Genomic DNA, 18,291 nt, shown 5'->3' with positions numbered 1-18,291 from the left:
TCCGGGGAGGCCGTCGAGAGCCCCTGTTACCCTGAGGGACCCCTCCGCCTCCTGTTAGGTTCTCATGCCGTCATGAATATCCTGAACCTTTCGGCAGTGCCCTCTCAGCGGCGCGCACCGGAAGGGGGCGGATCGGCACCCGCGGGAAATGCGCGGAAACCGTCGGAGCGGTATTCGAAGAGGCCCGCACTTCTCCTTTCCGGTGTTTTCTTCCTGGTCTACCTGGCCCTGTCCGCCCGGCGTCACGCGATACATCTGACGACCGGATACGACCTGGGCATCTTCACCCAGATAGCGAAGTCCTACTCGGAGTTCACGGCTCCGTACGCCCCTCTCAAGGGGACCGGTTACAACGCGCTCGGGGACCATTTCCACCCGATCCTCGCGATTCTCGGGCCCCTCTACAAGGTGTTCCCGTCGAGCTATACGCTCCTGGTGTGCCAGGCGGCCCTGATCGCGGTCTCCGTCATTCCGATCACGCTGTGGGCCCTCGACGTCAGGGGCCCGAAGTTCGCCCACTGGATCGGAATCTCCTACGGGGCCTCCTGGGGCATCGCGGAACTCGTCCAGTTCGACTTCCACGAAGTGGCCTTCGCGGTGCCGCTCCTCGCGTTCTCCGTGTGCGCCGCCGGCCGCGAGAAGTGGCGCGCGGCCGTCCTCTGGGCGATCCCCCTGGTCCTGGTCAAGGAGGACCTCGGGCTCACGGTGGCGGCGATCGGCGCGTACGTCGCGTGGAAGGGACCCCGGCGCACGGGCATCCTGCTGGCCCTCTTCGGCGCGGTGGCGACGGCCCTCGCGATGTTCGTCGTCCTGCCGTCCGTCAATCCGCTCGGCGAGTTCGCCTACTGGCCGCCCGCGGAACCGCAGGAGAAGAGCCTCCTGGTGAAGACCGCGGCGACTTTCTGGCCGCCGGTCAAATGGCTCACGCTGCTCATGACCGTGGCCCCCACCGGATTCCTGGCGGTCCGCTCCCCCCTCCTGATCGTGATGCTCCCCACCCTCGGCTGGCGCTTCACCTCGGATTTCCCCAACTACTGGGGAATGGACTTCCACTACAGCGCGGTCCTGATGCCGGTCGCCTTCGCCGCGGCCGTCCACGCCGTCGCCTCGGGGCGGACGATCACCCGCAGGCTCCTGCACGCCGGGGTGATCGGCGCGGTGGCCACCGGCGTCACCTTCTTCACCTCCCCGTTCCACGAACTCGTGCTGCCGCGGACGTGGACCACGTCCGAGCACGTGCGCGTGACCGACGAAATCCTCGGGAAGATCCCCGACGGCGCCACGGTGGCCGCGTCCAATCGCCTCGCGGCCCAGCTGGCGTACCGGACCACCGTCAGCGAGGTGTGCCTCTTCCCGCGTTCCTTCGAGCCGAAGGAACGGCCCCGCTGGATGGTCTACGACAACGCCGATCCGTCCGATCCGGAATGCGCCACCGGGAAGTCCCTGGAATCCGGCGCCCCGCACGTCCCCGGCTACCGGCTCGTCGAGCGCCGGAGCGGGATCTCCCTGCTCGAACGGGTCGACGAGCCGGCCGGCGCCCCCGGCGGGCGGCCCTGAGGACGGGCCCCGGCGGAGGGGGCGTACACCCCGCGACTCCGGAGAGGAAGAGCGGGAAGATGAGGGAAAGATCCTCCCCGAGCACTAGGGAGTTTCTTTTGCCTACGCATTACCCTTGACGCAAGGCCGCGCCGTGCGGTCTGCCATGGAGGAGTGAGATGAGGAGCAGCAACCCGGTCTTCTCGCGACGGGGGTTCAGCCGCGACAACGGCTACGCGGGCTTCAACGCGCAGCAGCCGCAGGCCGGGGGCCCCGCCGTCGGAACCAACCCGTACGCCACCGGCACCCCGCACGCCGGGGACGCGACGAACCCGTACGCGACCAACCCGTACGCCCCTCAGGACACGCAGCTCGGCGCCCCGCAGCAGGCCCGCGGCAACGTGATGACGATCGACGACGTCGTGAGCCGCACGGCCATGACGCTCGGCACGGTCGTGCTCACCGCCGTCCTGTCCTGGCTGCTGCTGCCGGTCGACCCGGCGAACCTGGGCAAGTCCTACGGCATCGCCATCGGCGCCGCCCTGGTCGCCCTCGTCCTGTCGCTCGTGCAGTCCTTCAAGCGCAAGCCTTCGCCCGCGCTGATCCTGGGCTACGCCGCCTTCGAGGGCGTCTTCCTCGGAGTGATCTCGGCCGCCGTCTCGACGTACATCGCCGACGGCGTCGTCATCCAGGCGGTCCTGGGCACCATGGCGGTCTTCGCCGGCGTGCTCATCGCCTACAAGATGGGCTGGATCCGGGTCAACCGGCGCTTCTACGGCTTCGTGATGGCCGCCGCGATGGGCTTCATGCTCCTCATGGTGACCAACCTGCTGTTCGCGGTCTTCGCCGGCGGCGACGGCCTCGGCTTCCGCAGCGGTGGCCTCGGCATCCTGTTCGGCGTCATCGGCATCATCCTGGGCGCCTGCTTCCTCGCCCTCGACTTCAAGCAGGTCGAGGACGGCGTGACCTACGGCGCGCCGCGCGAGGAGGCCTGGCTGGCCGCCTTCGGCCTCACCATGACCCTGGTGTGGATCTACCTGGAGATGCTGCGTCTGCTGTCGATCCTCCAGGGCGACGACTGACGCACGACCCCGTGACTCGGGGGAAGGGCCCGTCCGGCTTCGCGCCGGGCGGGCCCTTCCGCGTTCCCGGGTGCCGCTGGCACGGGGTCCCGGGCGGCGCGTAGGGTCGCGGGGTGCTTGATACGAGTGACCTGACCGCCGCCGTTGAGCGGTTCGCCGACCGGCTGCGCGCCGCCCCGCAGAGCCGCCTCCAGCGGGGCGCGGCGGCCGAGGGGCTCGCCCTCGCCCGCGAGCTCGCGGTGCGCGCGCAGCGCGCCGAGGAACCGGACCGGGAGCCCCGGACCATGCCGGACGCCGGGGTCTTCGCGGTGGCCGACCAGCTCGCGGTGGCCGGGAGCGACCTGGCCGAGGCACTGCGAACGGCCCCGGCCGACTCCCGCGAGGGGGAGCTGGACGAGGCCGTGGGGCTCGTACGGGAGGCGGCGGCGCGCTCGGGGCTGTAGGGGTCCGCCCGGGGCCGCGTGCGGCCCTACAGGGAGGCGATCACGCGGTCCGCGAGGATGTAGACGTTCTCCTCGTCCGATTCGCCGTACGAGAAGGTCAGGGCGAAGGCGCCGGAGACGCCCGAGCCGCCGAGCAGCACCGGGGTCCGGCCCGCGCGCAGGGCCTCCGCGAGGCGCTCCGCGGTCTCGCGGTGCCCGGGGGTCATACAGAGCGTGGTGCCGTCCGCGAAGACGTAGACGTCCAGGGTGCCCAGCGGGCCCGGGCGGACGTCGGTCAGGGCCGTGCGCGTGTCGGCCAGCTCCTCCAGGCGCGCCACCGTCCGCTCGTGGTCGGTGACGACCGGGGTCTGCACCGGCACGAAGTCCGGGTGCGAGGGGTGCCGGCGCCGGGCCGCGGCCAGCTCCGGGGAGTCCTCGGGGAACTCGTCCAGCGGCTCCGCCGCGCCGTCGAGCGCCGCCGCCTCGGCCTCCATGGCCTCCAGGGCCATCGCCTCCAGGCCCGCGAAGTCGCTCTGGCGCGGCACGAAGAAGGAGCCGTCCTCGGCCGGGCCGCCGAGGCCGCCGAGCAGGGACGGGGCGTCGGCCGCGTCCCGGGCCTCCTGCGCCGCCCAGAAGGCCCGCGCCTCGGCGAGCTCGCGCTCGCGCTCCTCGGCCAGGGCCTCCGCGACCGCGGCCCGTATCTCGGCGGCGGGCGTGGCACGGGCGGCGGGAACCGTCACGCCGTGCCCGGCGGCCAGCTCGCTCCGCAGGGCGGTGACCTGCTTGCGGAGACCGTGGACGGCGTGCAGGGCGGCAGCGCCCACGGCCGTGGCGGCGGCCGTGGTCAGCAGCAGGGCAAGAGGCATGGCGCTCACTGACGTACTCCCGATTCCGAGTCGATCCCCCGACTTCCTACCTCAGCTTGTCGTGAGGTGGGGGCCGCTGTCAGTGCATTACGTCACGAATTGGACAGGTATTTCTGCCAGGCGTTTGGTCCCGAAACCGCTCTGACCTGGGAAAACGAACTCCCCCGGGAGGTAGGTCACATCCTGGGGGAGATTCGGTCACGGCTGGGACGCGACGCGGTTGACCGCCGTCCGCGAGGGGAGCGGGCTCAGCTGAGGCGCTCGATGACCATCGCCATGCCCTGGCCGCCGCCGACGCACATCGTCTCCAGGCCGAACTGCTTGTCGTGGAACTGGAGGCCGTTGATCAGGGTGCCGGTGATGCGGGCGCCGGTCATGCCGAAGGGGTGGCCGACGGCGATGGCGCCGCCGTTGACGTTCACCTTGTCCAGGTCCAGGCCCAGGTCCTGGTAGGAGGGGATGACCTGGGCGGCGAAGGCCTCGTTGATCTCCGCCAGGTCGATGTCGCCGATGGTGAGGCCGGCGCGCTCGAGGGCCTGCTTCGACGCCTCGACCGGGCCGAGGCCCATGATCTCGGGGGAGAGGCCGGAGACGCCGGTGGAGACGATCCGGGCCAGCGGGGTCAGGCCCAGGTCGCGGGCCTTGGTGTCGGACATGATCACCAGGGCGGCGGCGCCGTCGTTGAGCGGGCAGCAGTTGGCGGCGGTGACCAGGCCGTCGGGGCGGAAGACCGGCTTGAGGCCCTGCACGCCCTCCAGGGTGACGCCGGCGCGCGGGCCGTCGTCCGCCGAGACGACGGTGCCGTCCGGCAGCGTCACCGGGGTGATCTCGCGCTCCCAGAAGCCGTTCTTGATGGCCTGCTCGGCGAGGTTCTGCGACCGCACGCCGAACTCGTCCATCTCCCGGCGGCTGACGCCCTTGAGCCGGGCCAGGTTCTCCGCGGTCTGGCCCATGGCGATGTACGCGTCGGGGACGACGCCGTCCTCGCGCGGGTCGTGCCAGGTGGAGCCCTCGGAGGCGGCGACCTCGGCGGTGCGGGCCTCGGCCTCGGCGAAGAACGGGTTGTGCGTGTCGGGCAGGGAGTCCGAGTTGCCCTTGGTGAAGCGGGAGACCATCTCGACGCCGGCGGAGATGAAGACGTCGCCCTCGCCCGCCTTGATCGCGTGCAGCGCCATCCGGGAGGTCTGGAGCGAGGAGGAGCAGTAGCGGGTGACCGTGCAGCCCGGCAGGTGGTCCATGCCCATCTGCACGGCCACGATCCGGCCCAGGTTGTTGCCCTGCTCGCCGCCGGGCAGGCCGCAGCCCAGCATCAGGTCGTCGATGTCGCGCGGGTCCAGCTCGGGCACCTTCGCCAGGGCGGCCTGGACGATGGTCGCGGTGAGGTCGTCCGGGCGCAGGTCCTTCAGGGAGCCCTTGAAGGCCCGGCCGATGGGGGAACGGGCGGTCGAGACGATCACGGCTTCGGGCATCACGGCTCCATGAGGGTGCGGAGTGGGCGGACTGAAAGGGAAGTTACCCGTACGTACCGCACGGGGTCACCGGGACGGACGTGTGATGCGGGCCTCTTTTCTAAGCGGTCGCTCAGGAAGGGGGTCCTCCGTCGGGAACGGCGCCCGCCGGGGCTTTGTTCCCGGGGTCGGGGGCTCCGGGGCGCAGGAACCCGGATCCCGGGCTCCGGGGCGCAGGGCCCCCGGGCTCCGGGTCGCAGGGGCCCTGGCCCCCGGGCTCCCGGCGGGTGATCAGTTGGCGGGAGCCTCCGACGCGGGAGCCTCCGGGGAAGGGGCGGGTTCCGCCGGGGCCTCCGCCGCCTCCGTCGCGACCGGCAGCCGCCGCCTGCGGCGGTGCTTGAGCAGGGCCCAGGGCGCCCGGGCGCCCGTGACCTCGGTGCCCGCCTCCCGCGCCGCCTCGGCCGCCGCCTTCGCCACCGGCAGCATGTTCTCCCGGCGCGCCGGCTCCAGCCGGTCGGCCTCCGGCCACGCGCCGAGCACCGCGCAGACCGTCGGCAGCACGGCCATCGCCGCCGTCGCGTACCCCTCGGCCGACGGGTGGAAGCTGTCCACCCCGAACATCTCGCGCGGGTTCGCCGCGAACTCCGGGCCGAGCAGGTCGCCGAGCGACACCGTCCGCCCGCCCTGCTCCACCACCACGATCGTCTGCGCCGCCGCGAGCTGCCGCGACGCCCGCCGGGCCAGCCAGCGCAGCGGCTGGTAGACCGGCTCGATCGTGCCCAGATCCGGGCAGGTGCCGACGACCACCTCCGAGCCCGCCGTCCGCAGCCGCCGCACCGCCGCCGCCAGGAGCCGCACCGACTCCGTCGGCGGCATCCGGTGCGTCACGTCGTTCGCCCCGATCATGATCACGCACACGTCCGGCGGCCCCAGGGGCTGCGCGAGCAGCAGCGACACCTGCCGCTCCAGGTCGTCCGAGCGCGCCCCCGACAGGGCCACGTTCCGCAGCAGCACCGGCCGCTCCGCCACCGCCGCGAGCCCCGAGGCGAGCAGCGCGCCCGGCGTCTGGCCGGTGCGCCGCACGCCCTGGCCCGCCGCCGTGGAATCACCCAGAAGGGCCAGTCGCAGCGGGTCCTCCGTCCCGAACGCCCGCCCGTAGAGCCCGTCCGCCGCGGGCGGCAGCGGGGCCGCCCCGCCCCCCACGGTCCGCTTCGCGAGGTGCGCCTCGGCGAGGAGGACCCCCACCGTCGCGACCCCGAGGAGTCCGATGCTCCCGCCGCCGTACGCCGCACCCGCCGCGATCCGCCGCGCCGCCCTCGCCCTCGACATGGGGCCGTCACCTCCTTCAAGCCGTTCACGGTGTAACTGCCCCGTAACCCGCTCCGACTACGCATACGCTGGCCACACCATTACGGAGACCCCGGAGATTACGGTGCAATTCCACGACTCGATGATCAGCCTCGTCGGCAACACCCCGCTGGTGAAGCTCAACCACGTCACAGCGGGCATCCAGGCGACCGTCCTGGCCAAGGTCGAGTACTTCAACCCCGGCGGCTCGGTCAAGGACCGGATCGCCCTGCGGATGATCGAGGCGGCCGAGCGCAGCGGCGAGCTGAAGCCCGGCGGCACCATCGTCGAGCCCACGTCGGGCAACACCGGCGTCGGCCTGGCGATCGTGGCCCAGCAGAAGGGCTACAAGTGCATCTTCGTCTGCCCCGACAAGGTGTCGCTCGACAAGATCAACGTGCTGCGGGCGTACGGCGCCGAGGTCGTCGTCTGCCCCACGGCCGTGGACCCGGAGCACCCGGACTCGTACTACAACGTCTCCGACCGGCTCGTCCGCGAGACGCCGAACGCCTGGAAGCCGGACCAGTACTCCAACCCGAACAACCCGCGCTCGCACTACGAGACCACCGGTCCCGAGCTGTGGGAGCAGACGGACGGGAGGATCACCCACTTCGTCGCGGGCGTCGGCACCGGCGGCACCATCTCCGGCACCGGCAACTACCTCAAGGAGGCCAGCGGCGGCGCCGTCAAGGTCATCGGCGCCGACCCGGAGGGCTCCGTCTACTCGGGCGGCTCGGGCCGGCCGTACCTGGTCGAGGGCGTCGGCGAGGACTTCTGGCCCAGCGCGTACGACCGCAAGGTCGCCGACGGGATCGTGGCCGTGTCCGACAAGGACTCCTTCCAGATGACCCGCCGCCTCGCCAAGGAGGAGGGCCTCCTCGTCGGCGGCTCCTGCGGCATGGCCGTGGTCGCGGCCCTGGAGGTCGCCCGCGACCTCGGCCCCGACGACGTCGTGGTCGTGCTGCTGCCGGACTCCGGCCGCGGCTACATGTCCAAGATCTTCAGCGACGAGTGGATGGCCGACTACGGCTTCCTGGAGGACACCTCCTCCGCCACCGTCGCGGACGTCCTGCGCCACAAGGAGGGCGGCCTGCCCTCCCTCGTCCACATGCACCCGGACGAGACCGTCGGCCAGGCCATCGAGGTGCTGCGCGAGTACGGCGTCTCTCAGATGCCCATCGTGAAGCCGGGCGCCGGCCACCCCGACGTCATGGCCGCCGAGGTCGTCGGCTCGGTCGTCGAGCGCGAGCTGCTCGACGCCCTCTTCACCAAGAAGGCGTCCCTGGAGGACCCGCTGGAGCGCCACATGAGCGCGCCGCTGCCGCAGGTCGGCTCCGGCGAGCCCGTGGCCGACCTGATGGCCGTCCTGGGCGAGGCCGCCGACGCGGCGACCGTCCTGGTCGAGGGCAAGCCGACCGGCGTCGTCAGCCGCCAGGACCTGCTCGCCTTCCTGGCGGGCGGCGGCGCGAAGTAGTGCCGGAGGCGGGCGGGCGGCCCTGCGGGACCGGCCCGGGCGCGGGCGGCCGACGCCGCCGGGCGGGTCCGGAAACGGGTCGCGCGGACGCGTTCGCGCAATCGGTACGAGCGCGACACGTCCGCGCAGCACCCGCTTAACACGCGTCCGGCAGATTGTTCTTCGTCGGCGTCACGGACTTCCGGAGCGGCTCCCGGGCCTCCAGAGACGCCACGGACGCGGACCGGCCCTGACCCGGGCCCGTGTCCCTCGCGGGGACCGCCGTCGTCCCGCCCCCCGGCAACGGGGGTGCGGCGGTCCCCGCGCCGAGCTTCGCCGAAGGGCCCCCCGCGGTGGCGGGGGGCCCTTCGGCCATCCTCTTCCCAGGACCGCCCGCACCGGATCGTGCATATCCTTATGCAGAGCGACGTGCGAGTGAATGGGCGAAAGGGGAGGGCGACGTGAGCGACAGCCCGGCCGGCCGGCTCCAGGCCCTCTTCGAGGGGCACCGGCTGACGCCGACCCAGCGGCGGATCGCGCACTGCATGGTGCGGCGCGCCGGAGACGTGCCGTTCCTGTCCAGCGTGGAACTGGCCGAGCTCGCCGGGGTGAGCCAGCCCTCCGTCACCCGCTTCGCCGTCGCCCTCGGCTTCGACGGGTACCCGGCGCTCCGCCGCCACCTGCGGGAGGTCGCGCCCCCCGGGGCCGGTGCGGGCGGGGGCGGGGGCGAGGCGTTCAACGAGTACCAGCAGGCCGTGCTCGCCGAGGTCGAGAACCTCCGGCACCTCGCCGGACTGCTCGCGGACCCCGGGCCCGTCGAGCGGGCCGGCCGCCTCCTCGCCGCCTCCCGCCCGCTGCCCGTGCTCGGGCTGCGGGCCGCCTCCTCGCAGGCGCGCGGCTTCGCCTACTTCGCCGCCAAGGTGCACCCGGACGTGCGGCTCCTCGACGAGGGCGGCTCGATGCTCACGGACCGCGTCGACGCGGCCGTACGGGCCGGGGCCACGGCCCTGCTCTGCTTCGCGCTGCCCCGGCACCCGCGCGAGGTCGTCGAGGCCCTGGAGTACGCGCGGGCGGCCGGGCTCGCGGTCGTGACCGTCGCCGACTCGGCGTTCGCGCCCGTCGCCGCCCACAGCGACCTGCTGATCCCGGCCGCCGTCGGCACCGGGCTCGCCTTCGACACCGCCTGCGCCCCCATGATGCTCGGCCGGGTCCTCCTGGAGGCGATGGCCGACGAACTCCCCGACGCGCAGGCGCGCCTGGAGGAGTTCGACGCGAAGGCGGCGGCGCGGGGCCTCTTCGTCGAGTAGGACCCGCCCGGTGGGCGGCCCTCCGGCCGTCAGACCTCCAGCTCGTTCTCGATCTTCTTCAGCTGGTGGCGGGCCATCGCCAGGTTCGCCCGGTCCTTGTGCAGGGCCAGGTAGAGGAAGAGGCCGTTGGTGTTGCGGCCCTTGAGCAGCCGGATCAGGTGGTAGTGGGTGCCGAGGGTGATGAGGATGTCCTCGATCTCGTCGTTGAGCCCCAGCATCTCCATCGCCCGGACCTTGGCCCGGACGACGTCGGTGTTGCCGGCGGCGGCCACGTTCAGGTCGAGCTCCTTGCCGCCGCCGATGGTGCCGAGCGCCATGCCGCTGGTGTAGTCGACGAGGGCAGCGCCGATCGCGCCGTCGATGGAGGCCGCTTCCTTGAGGGAGGTCTCGGTGTTCGCCATGGTGTCGTACTTCTTCCTTCTGGGGGGACGTGCTTCTCGGGTGACGGCCTCTCGGGCCGTGGGTCTCCGGTACTGCCGGGGCTACGGGCTCCTCGGGTGACGGACCTCGCGGACCGGGGGCCTCCCCGGCAGCGGGGGACTCCCGGGGTGCGGGGGCTTGCCGGGATACGGGGGCGGGAGCTGCCCGAGCCGGGTCGCCGGCTCCCTGCGCTCAAGGGCCCCGTCGACCAGCTCGCCGATCCGGGTGCTGGACCTGCGGGCCTCCAGGTGGAGCCGCCCCACGTTGATCCGGGGCTCCGCGAGCAGCGTCAGGACGGCCGAGCCGCCCGCCGCGTACGTCGCCACGTAGCCGCTCTCGCCGCGTACGAGCAGTTCGCGGAAGCGGCCCTGGCCGGTGGAGTCGGTGAGGCGCTGGCCGACGCCCAGCGCCGCCGCGGTCAGCGCGGCCACGCTCTCGGCCTCGCCGTCCACGGTGTCGTGGGCCAGGACGAGTCCGTCGGCGCTGGCCGCCAGGGCTCCGGTGAGCTGGGGCAGCCGCGCCCGCAGCCGTCTCAGCTCGCCGAGGACCTCGGCTTCTGCCGTCATGAGCTGTCTCCTCTCGGCGCGCATGCGCAGGGCACGCCTCATCACAGGTGTGCCTCCAGGGCGTCACGGAGCCGGCGCAGCAGGGCGATGTCGGGATCGGGCACCGGCGGGACGGGTAAGAGGGCCGGTGGCACGGGGTCGGGTTCGGGGGTGAGCGGGGTCTCGACGAGTCCGGCGGCGGCCAGCCGCCGGACGTCGAGGAGCGTGTGGAAGGCGGGGCGTCCGAGCAGCCGGGCCAGCTCGGCCGGGTTCCGCTCGCCGTCGGCCGCCGCGAGCAGGGCGCGCTGCCGGGCCCCCACGGTCTGGCCGGGGGCGGCGGGGCGGGGGACGACCGGGGCGGTGTCCACGGCGGGGTACGGCCAGACGGCGTCGAGGAGTTCGCGGCGGCGCACGGTCTCGCGCTCGACGGCCTCGGCCGAGACCGGCCGCACCGTGCCGAACCAGTGCCCCACCCCGTACCGGAAGCGGGTCGGGCCGCTGGTGGGGGAGAGGGCGAAGAAGGCGGCGTCGAAGACCGCGCCGAGGTGGCAGATCTCCAGCTCCCCGTCCTGGAGCCGCCCGCTGTCGACGAGGAAGCGGCCGACCGCGCGGTGGGCGCCGGCCCGGTCGACGGCCTCGTCCCAGTTCTCCCGGGGCAGCCGGCCGCCGGTGGTGAGGAGGACGTCGACGCCGGGGGCGGCGGGGCTCTCGGCGTGCACGACCCGGCCGTCCACGAGGTAGAGCGTGCCGTGGTCGCGCAGCAGGGCCCCGGTGGCCTTCTCGGCGGCGAGCCGGACCAGCATCGGGGAGACGGGGGTGGCGACCGCGCTCATCCGAGGACCAGCTTCTCGGCTATGTCGCGGAGTCTCATGCGGGCGAGGGCGAGGTTGCCGGTCGCGCGGTCGAGCCAGAGGTGGAGGAAGACGCTGCTGTCGAAGGAGGTCTCGACGAAGCGGAGGACGTGGTAGCCGGCCCGGGTGGTGACGATCAGGTCCTCGACGGGAGGCCCTCCGTCGTCCCCGGCCCCTCCGGTCCCGTCCGCTCCTCCGGTGTCGTCGTCCGTCGCCAGGAAGGTGTCGAATTCGGCCGCCGAGCGGGCCAGTTCGGCGGTCTCGGCGGCCGTGGTCTCGTGGTCCCCGACGGGTGAGTCGCCCGCCGTCCCCAGCGCGAGCCCGCTGGTCCAGTCGACCAGGGAGGCGCCCCGAGCACCCGGTAGGGTCATGGCCTCCGTCAGGCACTCGTCGATTCCGGGCACGCGGATTCCCCTCCCGATGCGGCGTGCGAACGTGCGGCAGTAACGGCGACGCTACTGAACGTTCCGGTCCGGGGGAGGTGTTCTGGCATTTTCCATCGGAACATGCCCGGGTCTGACGGAAATTGATCCCTTGCCCCCGGCGGGCGGATGTGGTGGGCCCGTCAGGTCCGGGTCTCCACCGCGTGCGCGACGTCCGCCAGGTCCTTCGCGAGCGCCCTGGCGACGGCCCTCGCCCCGAGGCGGGCGAACGCGCGGCCGAGGAGGCCGGGGGCGCGCCCGTGCGCGGGCCGGGCGGAGAAGGTCATGCGGAGGACGGTGGACCCGGTTCCGCCGGGGCCGGTTCCGGTCCCACCTGGCGTGGTTCCGGTTCCGCCCGGGGCGGCCCCGGTCCCGTCGGGGGTGAGGGTGAGCTCGGAGACGTGGTGCACGCCGTGGGAGTCGGCGACCGTGACGTACCGGTCGGGCGGCTCGCACGCGGTCACGGTCATCTCCTCCGTGGCCTCCCGGCCCAGCATCCGCCGGGTCTCGCGCCGGCGCGTGCCCACGGCGAAGCCGCCCGGGGTGAGCACCTACACCTTCCGGACGCCGGTCAGGACCCGGGGCAGGCCGGGGAGGTCGGTGATCGCCTCCCAGACCCGCCCGGGGGAGGCGGCGACCCGGCGCTCGACGACGACGGAGGTGCCGCCCGCACCCGTTCCGGTCATGCCTTCACCACTCATGTCCTCATGGAAGCCGGGGCGCGGGGGCGGCGCTACCGGACCGTCGGCCCTCTTTCTGTTCGATCCTTCCGCCCGGCCGGTTCGACCGGCGGGCGCACCAGCGCGTCCGCCAGGTCGCCGCCCGCCTCGGCGACGATCTCCTCGGAGGTCTGGGCCCTGCGCACGGCCGTGAACGCCACCGTCCCGTCGCCGGCCACGGCGAAGCCGTGGATCCCCGGCCGGGGCAGGCTGTTGTACGCGTAGTGGTGGGCGAAGCAGTACGCGCCGGTGTCCGGCACCGCCACCACGTCACCCGGCCGCAGCAGCGGCAGTTCGCGGCCCGTGGCAATCAGGTCCCCGGCGAAGCAGGCGGGGCCGGCCACGTCCTGGACGGCGGTCTCCCCGGTGCGGGGCCGGCCCTCGGAGTCGTACGCGAGGACGCGCAGCGGCCAGGAGTCGGGCGCGTAGACCGTACGGGTGGCGAGCTGCACGCCCGCGTGGGTGACGGCGATCGGGCGGCCCCCGGAGCTCTTGGTGTACTCCACCCGGGTGAGGACCGTGCCGTGTTTGGCCAGAAGTGAGCGCCCGAACTCGGTGACGAGGCGGTAGCGGCCGTCGAAGAGGCCGGGGACGGTGTCGGCGAGCAGGCGGGCGTACTCCGCGTACGTCGGCGTCTCCTCGTCGGAGGCGAAGTTCACCGGGAGGCCGCCGCCGATGTCGAGGGTGTCGACCTGCCGCCGGCCGGCGGCCCGGTTGATCTCCTCGGCGAGCGCGTACGCCTCTCCGACGCCCCGCGCCATCAGGGCGAGCGGGACGCCCTGGGAGCCGGTGTGGGTGTGCAGCCGGGTGAGCCAGGGGCGGTCCAGGTAGGCCTGGACGACGGCCTTGCGGGCGCCCTCGTCGCGGAGCGCCACGCCGAACTTGGAGGTGGCGGTCGCGGTGGAGAGCGCGCCGATGGAACCGGCTCCGACCTGCGGGTTCACCCGGAGTCCGAGGGGCGAGGCGGTGGGACCGGAGGCGACGAGGGCGTCGAGCCGGTCCAGTTCCTGGAGGTTGTCGGCGTTGACCGCGACCCCGAGCGCGAGGGCCCGGCGCAGCTCGTCCGGGGTCTTGGCGGGGGAGTCGAGCACGGTGCGCTCCGGCGGGACCCCGGCGGCGCGGGCGAGGGCCAGCTCGCCGGGGCTCGCCACCTCGGCCCCGATCCCGGCCTCGTGCAGCAGGCGCAGGACGGGGACGAGAGGGGCGGCCTTCACGGCGAAGGCGTGCAGCACGGGCGCGTCGGTGACGGCGGCGAAGGCGCCGGTCAGGGCGGCGGCGGAGGCGCGGATGCCGGCGGTGTCGAGGAGGGCGACGACCGGTTCGGCGGGGGAGAGGAGTCCTTGGTCGACGGAGGCGCGGACGGCGAGATCGCGACGGGAGGAGGCCATGGGATCCATCGTCGTCGATCCGGCTCGGGAGCGGGAGGGCGTCGTGCGGGCCGGGCGGGCGGACCGCGCGGTCGCCGTCCGCCCGCGAGGCCCTGTTGACTACAACTATTCATCACGCCAGGATGTGAATATCTGAACGACATTCGAGGAGGCACCGCCATGTCAGGACCCCGCCCCGTACGGGCCCCGCGCGGTACGGAACTGAGCGCCCTGGGATGGCAGCAGGAGGCCGCCCTCCGGATGCTCCAGAACAACCTGGACCCCGAGGTCGCCGAGCACCCCGACAAGCTCGTCGTCTACGGCGGCACCGGCAAGGCCGCCCGCGACTGGCGCTCCTTCGACGCGATGGTCCGCACCCTGCGCACCCTCAAGCAGGACGAGACGATGCTCGTCCAGTCCGGCCGTCCGGTCGGCGTCATGCAGACCCACGAGTGGGCCCCGCGCGTCCTCATCGCCAACTCCAACCTCGTCGGCGACTGGGCGAACTGGGAGGAGTTCCGGCGCCTGGAGCAGCTCGGCCTCACCATGTACGGCCAGATGACGGCCGGCTCCTGGATCTACATCGGCACCCAGGGCATCCTCCAGGGCACGTACGAGACCTTCGCCGCCGTCGCCGCCAAGAAGTTCGGCGGCACCCTGGCCGGGACCATCACCCTGACCGCCGGCCTCGGCGGCATGGGCGGCGCCCAGCCGCTCGCCGTGACGATGAACGACGGCGTCGCGATCTGTATCGATGTCGACCCGCGCGCCATCGAGCGCCGCATCGAGCACCGGTACCTGGACGTGAGGGCCGACTCCCCGGAGCACGCCCTCGCGCTCGCGGTCGAGGCCCGCGACGCCCGCCGCCCGCTCTCCGTCGGCCTCCTCGGCAACGCCGCCGAGCTGCTCCCGCGGATGCTGGCCGAGGGCGCGCCGATCGACATCGTGACGGACCAGACCTCCGCCCACGACCCGCTCTCCTACCTCCCCGTCGGCGTCGCCTTCGAGGACATGGCCGACGCCGCGGCGAAGGATCCGGCCGGGTTCACCACCCGGGCCCGCGAGTCGATGGCCCGGCACGTCGAGGCCATGGTCGGCTTCATGGACGCGGGCGCCGAGGTCTTCGACTACGGCAACTCGATCCGGGGCGAGGCCCGGCTCGCCGGCTACGACCGCGCCTTCGCCTTCCCGGGCTTCGTCCCGGCGTACATCCGCCCGCTGTTCTGCGAGGGCAAGGGCCCGTTCCGCTGGGCCGCGCTCTCCGGCGAGGCCTCGGACATCCACAAGACCGACAAGGCGATCCTCGACCTCTTCCCGGAGAACGAGTCCCTGCACCGCTGGATCAAGATGGCCGGCGAGCGCGTCCACTTCCAGGGCCTGCCCGCCCGCATCTGCTGGCTCGGCCAGGGCGAGCGCGACAAGGCCGGCGCCATGTTCAACGACATGGTCGCCGACGGCACCCTCGCCGCCCCCCTCGCCATCGGCCGCGACCACCTGGACTGCGGCTCGGTCGCCTCCCCGTACCGCGAGACCGAGGCCATGCTCGACGGCTCCGACGCCATCGCGGACTGGCCGCTCCTCAACGCCATGGTCAACGTCGCCTCCGGCGCCTCCTGGGTCTCCCTCCACCACGGCGGCGGCGTCGGCATGGGCCGCTCCCTCCACGCGGGCCAGGTCTCGGTGGCCGACGGCACGGCCCTCGCGGGCGAGAAGATCCGCCGCGTGCTGACGAACGACCCGGGCATGGGCGTCATCCGGCACGTCGACGCGGGCTACGACATCGCCGAGCGGGTCGCGGACGAGAAGGGCGTCCGCGTCCCGATGCGCGAGGGCTCCGACGCGTCCCGTTCCGACGCGTTCCGCTCCGAGGCGTCCGGTTCCGCCGCGTCCGGCTCCGGGGAAGGCTCCGCGTGAGCGACAGCTTCCACGCCATGTGGCGCTCGCTGCGGCCCATCGGCCGCAGCGACGCCTCCGGCGGCTACCGGCGCTACGCCTGGACCGGCGCCGACGCCGACTGCCGCCTCTGGTTCCGGATGCAGGCCGAGGCCCGCCGCCTGGACGTCGAGACCGACCGCAACGGCAACCAGTGGGCCTGGCTCGGCGACCCGACGGCCGGCGACGCCGTCGTCACCGGCTCCCACCTGGACTCCGTCCCCGACGGCGGCGCCTTCGACGGCCCCCTCGGCGTCGTCTCCTCCTTCGCCGCGCTCGACGAACTGCGCGCCCGGGGCGTCTCGTTCAGGCGCCCCCTCGCCATCGTCAACTTCGGCGACGAGGAGGGCGCCCGCTTCGGCCTCGCCTGCGTCGGCTCCCGGCTCACCGCCGGACGCCTGACGAAGGAGCAGGCGTACGAGCTGCGCGACGGCGACGGGATCAGCCTCCCGCAGGCCATGGAGGCCGCCGGGTACGACCCCGGGGCCATCGGCCCCGACCCGGAACGGCTCGCCCGCATCGGCGCCTTCGTCGAACTGCACGTCGAGCAGGGCCGGGCCCTGGACCTGTCCGGCGACGCCGTCGGCATCGCCTCCTCCATCTGGCCGCACGGCCGCTGGCGGTACGACTTCGCGGGCGAGGCCAACCACGCCGGCACCACCCGGCTCGTCGACCGCCGCGACCCGATGCTCACCTACGCCGAGACCGTCCTCGCCGCCCGCCGCGAGGCCGAACTCGCGGGTGCCGTCGCCACCTTCGGCAAGATCGCGGTCGAGCCGAACGGCGTCAACGCCATCCCCTCCCTCGTCCGGGGCTGGCTCGACGCGCGCGCCGCCGACCAAGGCGCCCTGGACGCGGTCGTCACGGGCGTCGAGACGGCGGCCCGCGACTACGCCGACCGGCACGGCATCGACCTCACGGTCGTCCGCGAGTCCTTCACCCCGGTCGTGGACTTCTCGCACGCCCTGCGCGACGAGCTGTCCCGGATCCTGGGCGACCCGGCCGCGAGGACCGCCGGCACCACGGGGCCCCCGGGCAAGGTCCCGGTCCTCGGCACGGGCGCGGGACACGACGCGGGCATCCTGTCCGAATCGATCCCGACCGCCATGCTGTTCGTGCGCAACCCCACGGGCGTCTCGCACTCCCCGGCCGAGTTCGCGGCCGAGGACGACTGCCTGGCCGGGGTCCGCGCACTCGCCGACGTACTGGAGGAGCTGGCGTGCCGCTGACGACCGCGTACTGGCTGGAGCACGCCTGGATCGACCCCGCCGTCGAGCCGGGCGTCGCCCTGGAGGTCACGGACGGCCGGATCACCTCGGTCCGCACGGGGGTGGAGGCCCCGCCCCCGGGCGCGGAGGTCCTGCGGGGCCTGACGATCCCGGGCCTGGCCAACGCCCACTCGCACGCCTTCCACCGCGCCCTGCGCGGCACGGTCCAGGTCGGCTCCGGCACGTTCTGGACCTGGCGCGACACCATGTACAAGATCGCCCAGCGCCTCACCCCCGACGGCTACTTCGCCCTCGCCCGCGCGGTGTACGCGGAGATGGCGCTCGCCGGGATCACCTCCGTCGGCGAGTTCCACTACCTCCACCACGCCCCCGGCGGCGCCCCCTACGCCGACCCCAACGCCATGGGCGAGGCCCTGATCGCCGCCGCCGCCGAGGCGGGCGTCCGCATCACCCTCCTCGACACCGCCTACCTCTCCTCCGGCTTCGGCGCCGCCCCCGAGCACCACCAGCTCCGCTTCACCGACGGCACGGCGGACGCCTGGGCCGAGCGGGCGTCGGCGCTCAAGGAGCGGGACGGCGTACGGATCGGGGCGGCGATCCACTCCGTACGGGCGGTCCCGGCGGACCAGCTGGCCACGGTGGCCGACTGGGCCCGCCGCCGGAAGGCCCCCCTCCACGTCCACCTCTCGGAGCAGACGGCCGAGAACGACGCCTGCCTGGCGGCCCACGGTCTCACCCCCGCGCAACTCCTGGCGGAACACGGCGTGCTCGGCCCCCGTACGACGGGCGTCCACAACACCCACCTCACCCCCGGCGACATCACCCTCCTCGGCTCGTCCTCCACCGGCACCTGCATGTGCCCGACGACCGAGCGCGACCTCGCGGACGGCATCGGCCCGGCGGTGGGCCTCCAGCGCGCCGGCTCCCCCCTCTCCCTGGGCAGCGACAGCCACGCGGTCGTCGACCTCCTCGAAGAGGCGCGGGCCATGGAGCTGAACGAGCGCCTGCGCACCCACATCCGGGGCCACTGGACCGCCGCGTCCCTGCTCCGCGCGGCCACGGTGGACGGCCACGCGGCCCTCGGCTGGCAGGAGGCGGGCGAGCTGACGCCGGGCGCCCTCGCCGACTTCACGACGATCGCCCTGGACTCCGTCAGGACAGCGGGACCGGCACCGCGTCTGGCAGCCGAGACGGCGGTATTCGCAGCGTCGGCAGCGGACGTGCGTCACACGGTCGTGGGCGGCCGCCACGTCGTACGGGACGGGGTCCACTCGTCCGTGCCGGACGTGCCCCGGGCCCTCGCCGACTCGATCGCCGCCCTGCGCGGCTGAAGGAGACACCCCTC

Annotated in this window: 19 protein-coding genes; 9 read left to right on the top strand and 10 right to left on the bottom strand. The window is 73.5% G+C overall.

Going from position 1 to position 18,291, the window contains the following annotated elements:
• Positions 1-72 precede the first annotated feature (72 nt).
• The 3 genes from ACIQKA_RS33095 (at position 73) to ACIQKA_RS33085 (ending at position 3,061) form a co-directional block, all read left to right on the top strand.
• Positions 73-1,557 (top strand): DUF2079 domain-containing protein, encoded by a 1,485-nt coding sequence (locus ACIQKA_RS33095; protein WP_402543195.1) that lies wholly within the window; start codon positions 73-75, stop codon positions 1,555-1,557.
• Between the two features lie 158 nt (positions 1,558-1,715).
• Positions 1,716-2,618 carry a Bax inhibitor-1/YccA family protein gene (locus tag ACIQKA_RS33090; protein ID WP_383152352.1) on the top strand — a complete coding sequence of 301 codons (903 nt, stop codon included), beginning with the start codon at positions 1,716-1,718 and terminating at the stop codon, positions 2,616-2,618.
• A 113-nt stretch (positions 2,619-2,731) separates the two neighbouring features.
• On the top strand, positions 2,732-3,061 hold the full coding sequence (locus ACIQKA_RS33085) for a hypothetical protein (RefSeq protein ID WP_383152351.1): 330 nt from the start codon (positions 2,732-2,734) through the stop codon (positions 3,059-3,061).
• Between the two features lie 26 nt (positions 3,062-3,087).
• Here the strand turns inward: ACIQKA_RS33085 and ACIQKA_RS33080 are convergent, their stop codons facing one another.
• The 3 genes from ACIQKA_RS33080 to ACIQKA_RS33070 form a co-directional block, all read right to left on the bottom strand.
• Positions 3,088-3,906, bottom strand: a complete 819-nt coding sequence (locus tag ACIQKA_RS33080; RefSeq protein WP_383152403.1) for a hypothetical protein — start codon at positions 3,904-3,906, stop codon at positions 3,088-3,090.
• A 248-nt stretch (positions 3,907-4,154) separates the two neighbouring features.
• Positions 4,155-5,375: an acetyl-CoA C-acetyltransferase gene (locus ACIQKA_RS33075; RefSeq protein ID WP_402543194.1), complete on the bottom strand. Its 1,221-nt coding sequence runs from the start codon at positions 5,373-5,375 to the stop codon at positions 4,155-4,157.
• Positions 5,376-5,645: 270 nt separating this feature from the next.
• The gene (locus tag ACIQKA_RS33070) at positions 5,646-6,683 is read right to left on the bottom strand and encodes an SGNH/GDSL hydrolase family protein (protein WP_383443474.1); all 1,038 of its coding nucleotides are present in this window, start codon (positions 6,681-6,683) and stop codon (positions 5,646-5,648) included.
• A 103-nt stretch (positions 6,684-6,786) separates the two neighbouring features.
• On the opposite strand from ACIQKA_RS33070, the gene ACIQKA_RS33065 reads away from it, so the two are divergent.
• Positions 6,787-8,175, top strand: a complete 1,389-nt coding sequence (locus ACIQKA_RS33065; protein ID WP_383152348.1) for a cystathionine beta-synthase — start codon at positions 6,787-6,789, stop codon at positions 8,173-8,175.
• A 440-nt stretch (positions 8,176-8,615) separates the two neighbouring features.
• Positions 8,616-9,461, top strand: coding sequence for a MurR/RpiR family transcriptional regulator (locus ACIQKA_RS33060; protein ID WP_383152347.1), 846 nt, complete (start codon positions 8,616-8,618; stop codon positions 9,459-9,461).
• A gap of 29 nt (positions 9,462-9,490) precedes the next feature.
• On the opposite strand, the gene ACIQKA_RS33055 is transcribed toward ACIQKA_RS33060, so the two are convergent.
• The 7 genes from ACIQKA_RS33055 to ACIQKA_RS33025 all read right to left on the bottom strand — a co-directional run bounded on the left by ACIQKA_RS33055 (position 9,491) and on the right by ACIQKA_RS33025 (position 13,815).
• Positions 9,491-9,862: a hypothetical protein gene (locus ACIQKA_RS33055; protein ID WP_030215919.1), complete on the bottom strand. Its 372-nt coding sequence runs from the start codon at positions 9,860-9,862 to the stop codon at positions 9,491-9,493.
• An 81-nt stretch (positions 9,863-9,943) separates the two neighbouring features.
• Positions 9,944-10,447: a roadblock/LC7 domain-containing protein gene (locus ACIQKA_RS33050; protein WP_383433011.1), complete on the bottom strand. Its 504-nt coding sequence runs from the start codon at positions 10,445-10,447 to the stop codon at positions 9,944-9,946.
• A gap of 41 nt (positions 10,448-10,488) precedes the next feature.
• Positions 10,489-11,259 carry a transcriptional regulator gene (locus ACIQKA_RS33045; protein ID WP_383152345.1) on the bottom strand — a complete coding sequence of 257 codons (771 nt, stop codon included), beginning with the start codon at positions 11,257-11,259 and terminating at the stop codon, positions 10,489-10,491.
• The gene (locus ACIQKA_RS33040) at positions 11,256-11,681 is read right to left on the bottom strand and encodes a hypothetical protein (protein ID WP_383152344.1); all 426 of its coding nucleotides are present in this window, start codon (positions 11,679-11,681) and stop codon (positions 11,256-11,258) included. Before ACIQKA_RS33040 ends, ACIQKA_RS33045 begins: the two co-directional genes overlap by 4 nt.
• 161 nt (positions 11,682-11,842) lie before the next feature.
• The gene (locus ACIQKA_RS33035) at positions 11,843-12,250 is read right to left on the bottom strand and encodes an SRPBCC family protein (RefSeq protein WP_402543193.1); all 408 of its coding nucleotides are present in this window, start codon (positions 12,248-12,250) and stop codon (positions 11,843-11,845) included.
• Positions 12,251-12,400 carry a hypothetical protein gene (locus tag ACIQKA_RS33030; RefSeq protein WP_402543192.1) on the bottom strand — a complete coding sequence of 50 codons (150 nt, stop codon included), beginning with the start codon at positions 12,398-12,400 and terminating at the stop codon, positions 12,251-12,253.
• Positions 12,401-12,432: 32 nt separating this feature from the next.
• Positions 12,433-13,815, bottom strand: coding sequence for a diaminopimelate decarboxylase (locus ACIQKA_RS33025; protein ID WP_383152342.1), 1,383 nt, complete (start codon positions 13,813-13,815; stop codon positions 12,433-12,435).
• Here ACIQKA_RS33025 and ACIQKA_RS33020 point away from each other — a divergent pair.
• From ACIQKA_RS33020 to ACIQKA_RS33005, 4 genes are read left to right on the top strand one after another with little or no spacing between them, the layout of a single operon-like run.
• Entirely contained in the window at positions 13,805-13,942 is a 138-nt protein-coding gene (locus ACIQKA_RS33020; protein WP_402543191.1) for a hypothetical protein, read from the top strand. The two genes, ACIQKA_RS33025 and ACIQKA_RS33020, sit on opposite strands and share 11 nt — an antisense overlap.
• Before the next feature lie 23 nt (positions 13,943-13,965).
• On the top strand, positions 13,966-15,699 hold the full coding sequence (hutU, locus tag ACIQKA_RS33015) for a urocanate hydratase (protein ID WP_383433003.1): 1,734 nt from the start codon (positions 13,966-13,968) through the stop codon (positions 15,697-15,699).
• A gap of 17 nt (positions 15,700-15,716) precedes the next feature.
• Positions 15,717-16,946, top strand: a complete 1,230-nt coding sequence (locus ACIQKA_RS33010) for an allantoate amidohydrolase (RefSeq protein WP_383433062.1) — start codon at positions 15,717-15,719, stop codon at positions 16,944-16,946.
• Entirely contained in the window at positions 16,937-18,277 is a 1,341-nt protein-coding gene (locus ACIQKA_RS33005) for a formimidoylglutamate deiminase (protein ID WP_402543190.1), read from the top strand. The genes ACIQKA_RS33010 and ACIQKA_RS33005 overlap by 10 nt, the downstream gene beginning before the upstream one ends.
• Positions 18,278-18,291 lie beyond the last annotated feature (14 nt).

The sequence above is a fragment of the Streptomyces sp. NPDC092045 genome, assembly GCF_044756005.1.
GTDB lineage: Bacteria > Actinomycetota > Actinomycetes > Streptomycetales > Streptomycetaceae > Streptomyces.
Note: the sequence above shows the minus strand (reverse complement) of the source record. Positions and strands in the feature narration are given on the sequence as shown.

What these genes read in the sequence shown, in the direction of transcription:
- ACIQKA_RS33030 (WP_402543192.1), bottom strand. Translation starts at nt 12,400, where the DNA reads ATGAGTGGTGAAGGCATGACCGGAACGGGTGCGGGCGGCACCTCCGTC.
- hutU (WP_383433003.1), top strand. Translation starts at nt 13,966, where the DNA reads ATGTCAGGACCCCGCCCCGTACGGGCCCCGCGCGGTACGGAACTGAGC.
- ACIQKA_RS33020 (WP_402543191.1), top strand. Translation starts at nt 13,805, where the DNA reads ATGGGATCCATCGTCGTCGATCCGGCTCGGGAGCGGGAGGGCGTCGTG.
- ACIQKA_RS33095 (WP_402543195.1), top strand. Translation starts at nt 73, where the DNA reads ATGAATATCCTGAACCTTTCGGCAGTGCCCTCTCAGCGGCGCGCACCG.
- ACIQKA_RS33045 (WP_383152345.1), bottom strand. Translation starts at nt 11,259, where the DNA reads ATGAGCGCGGTCGCCACCCCCGTCTCCCCGATGCTGGTCCGGCTCGCC.
- ACIQKA_RS33070 (WP_383443474.1), bottom strand. Translation starts at nt 6,683, where the DNA reads ATGTCGAGGGCGAGGGCGGCGCGGCGGATCGCGGCGGGTGCGGCGTAC.
- ACIQKA_RS33075 (WP_402543194.1), bottom strand. Translation starts at nt 5,375, where the DNA reads ATGCCCGAAGCCGTGATCGTCTCGACCGCCCGTTCCCCCATCGGCCGG.
- ACIQKA_RS33025 (WP_383152342.1), bottom strand. Translation starts at nt 13,815, where the DNA reads ATGGATCCCATGGCCTCCTCCCGTCGCGATCTCGCCGTCCGCGCCTCC.
- ACIQKA_RS33050 (WP_383433011.1), bottom strand. Translation starts at nt 10,447, where the DNA reads ATGACGGCAGAAGCCGAGGTCCTCGGCGAGCTGAGACGGCTGCGGGCG.
- ACIQKA_RS33090 (WP_383152352.1), top strand. Translation starts at nt 1,716, where the DNA reads ATGAGGAGCAGCAACCCGGTCTTCTCGCGACGGGGGTTCAGCCGCGAC.
- ACIQKA_RS33080 (WP_383152403.1), bottom strand. Translation starts at nt 3,906, where the DNA reads ATGCCTCTTGCCCTGCTGCTGACCACGGCCGCCGCCACGGCCGTGGGC.
- ACIQKA_RS33055 (WP_030215919.1), bottom strand. Translation starts at nt 9,862, where the DNA reads ATGGCGAACACCGAGACCTCCCTCAAGGAAGCGGCCTCCATCGACGGC.
- ACIQKA_RS33010 (WP_383433062.1), top strand. Translation starts at nt 15,717, where the DNA reads ATGTGGCGCTCGCTGCGGCCCATCGGCCGCAGCGACGCCTCCGGCGGC.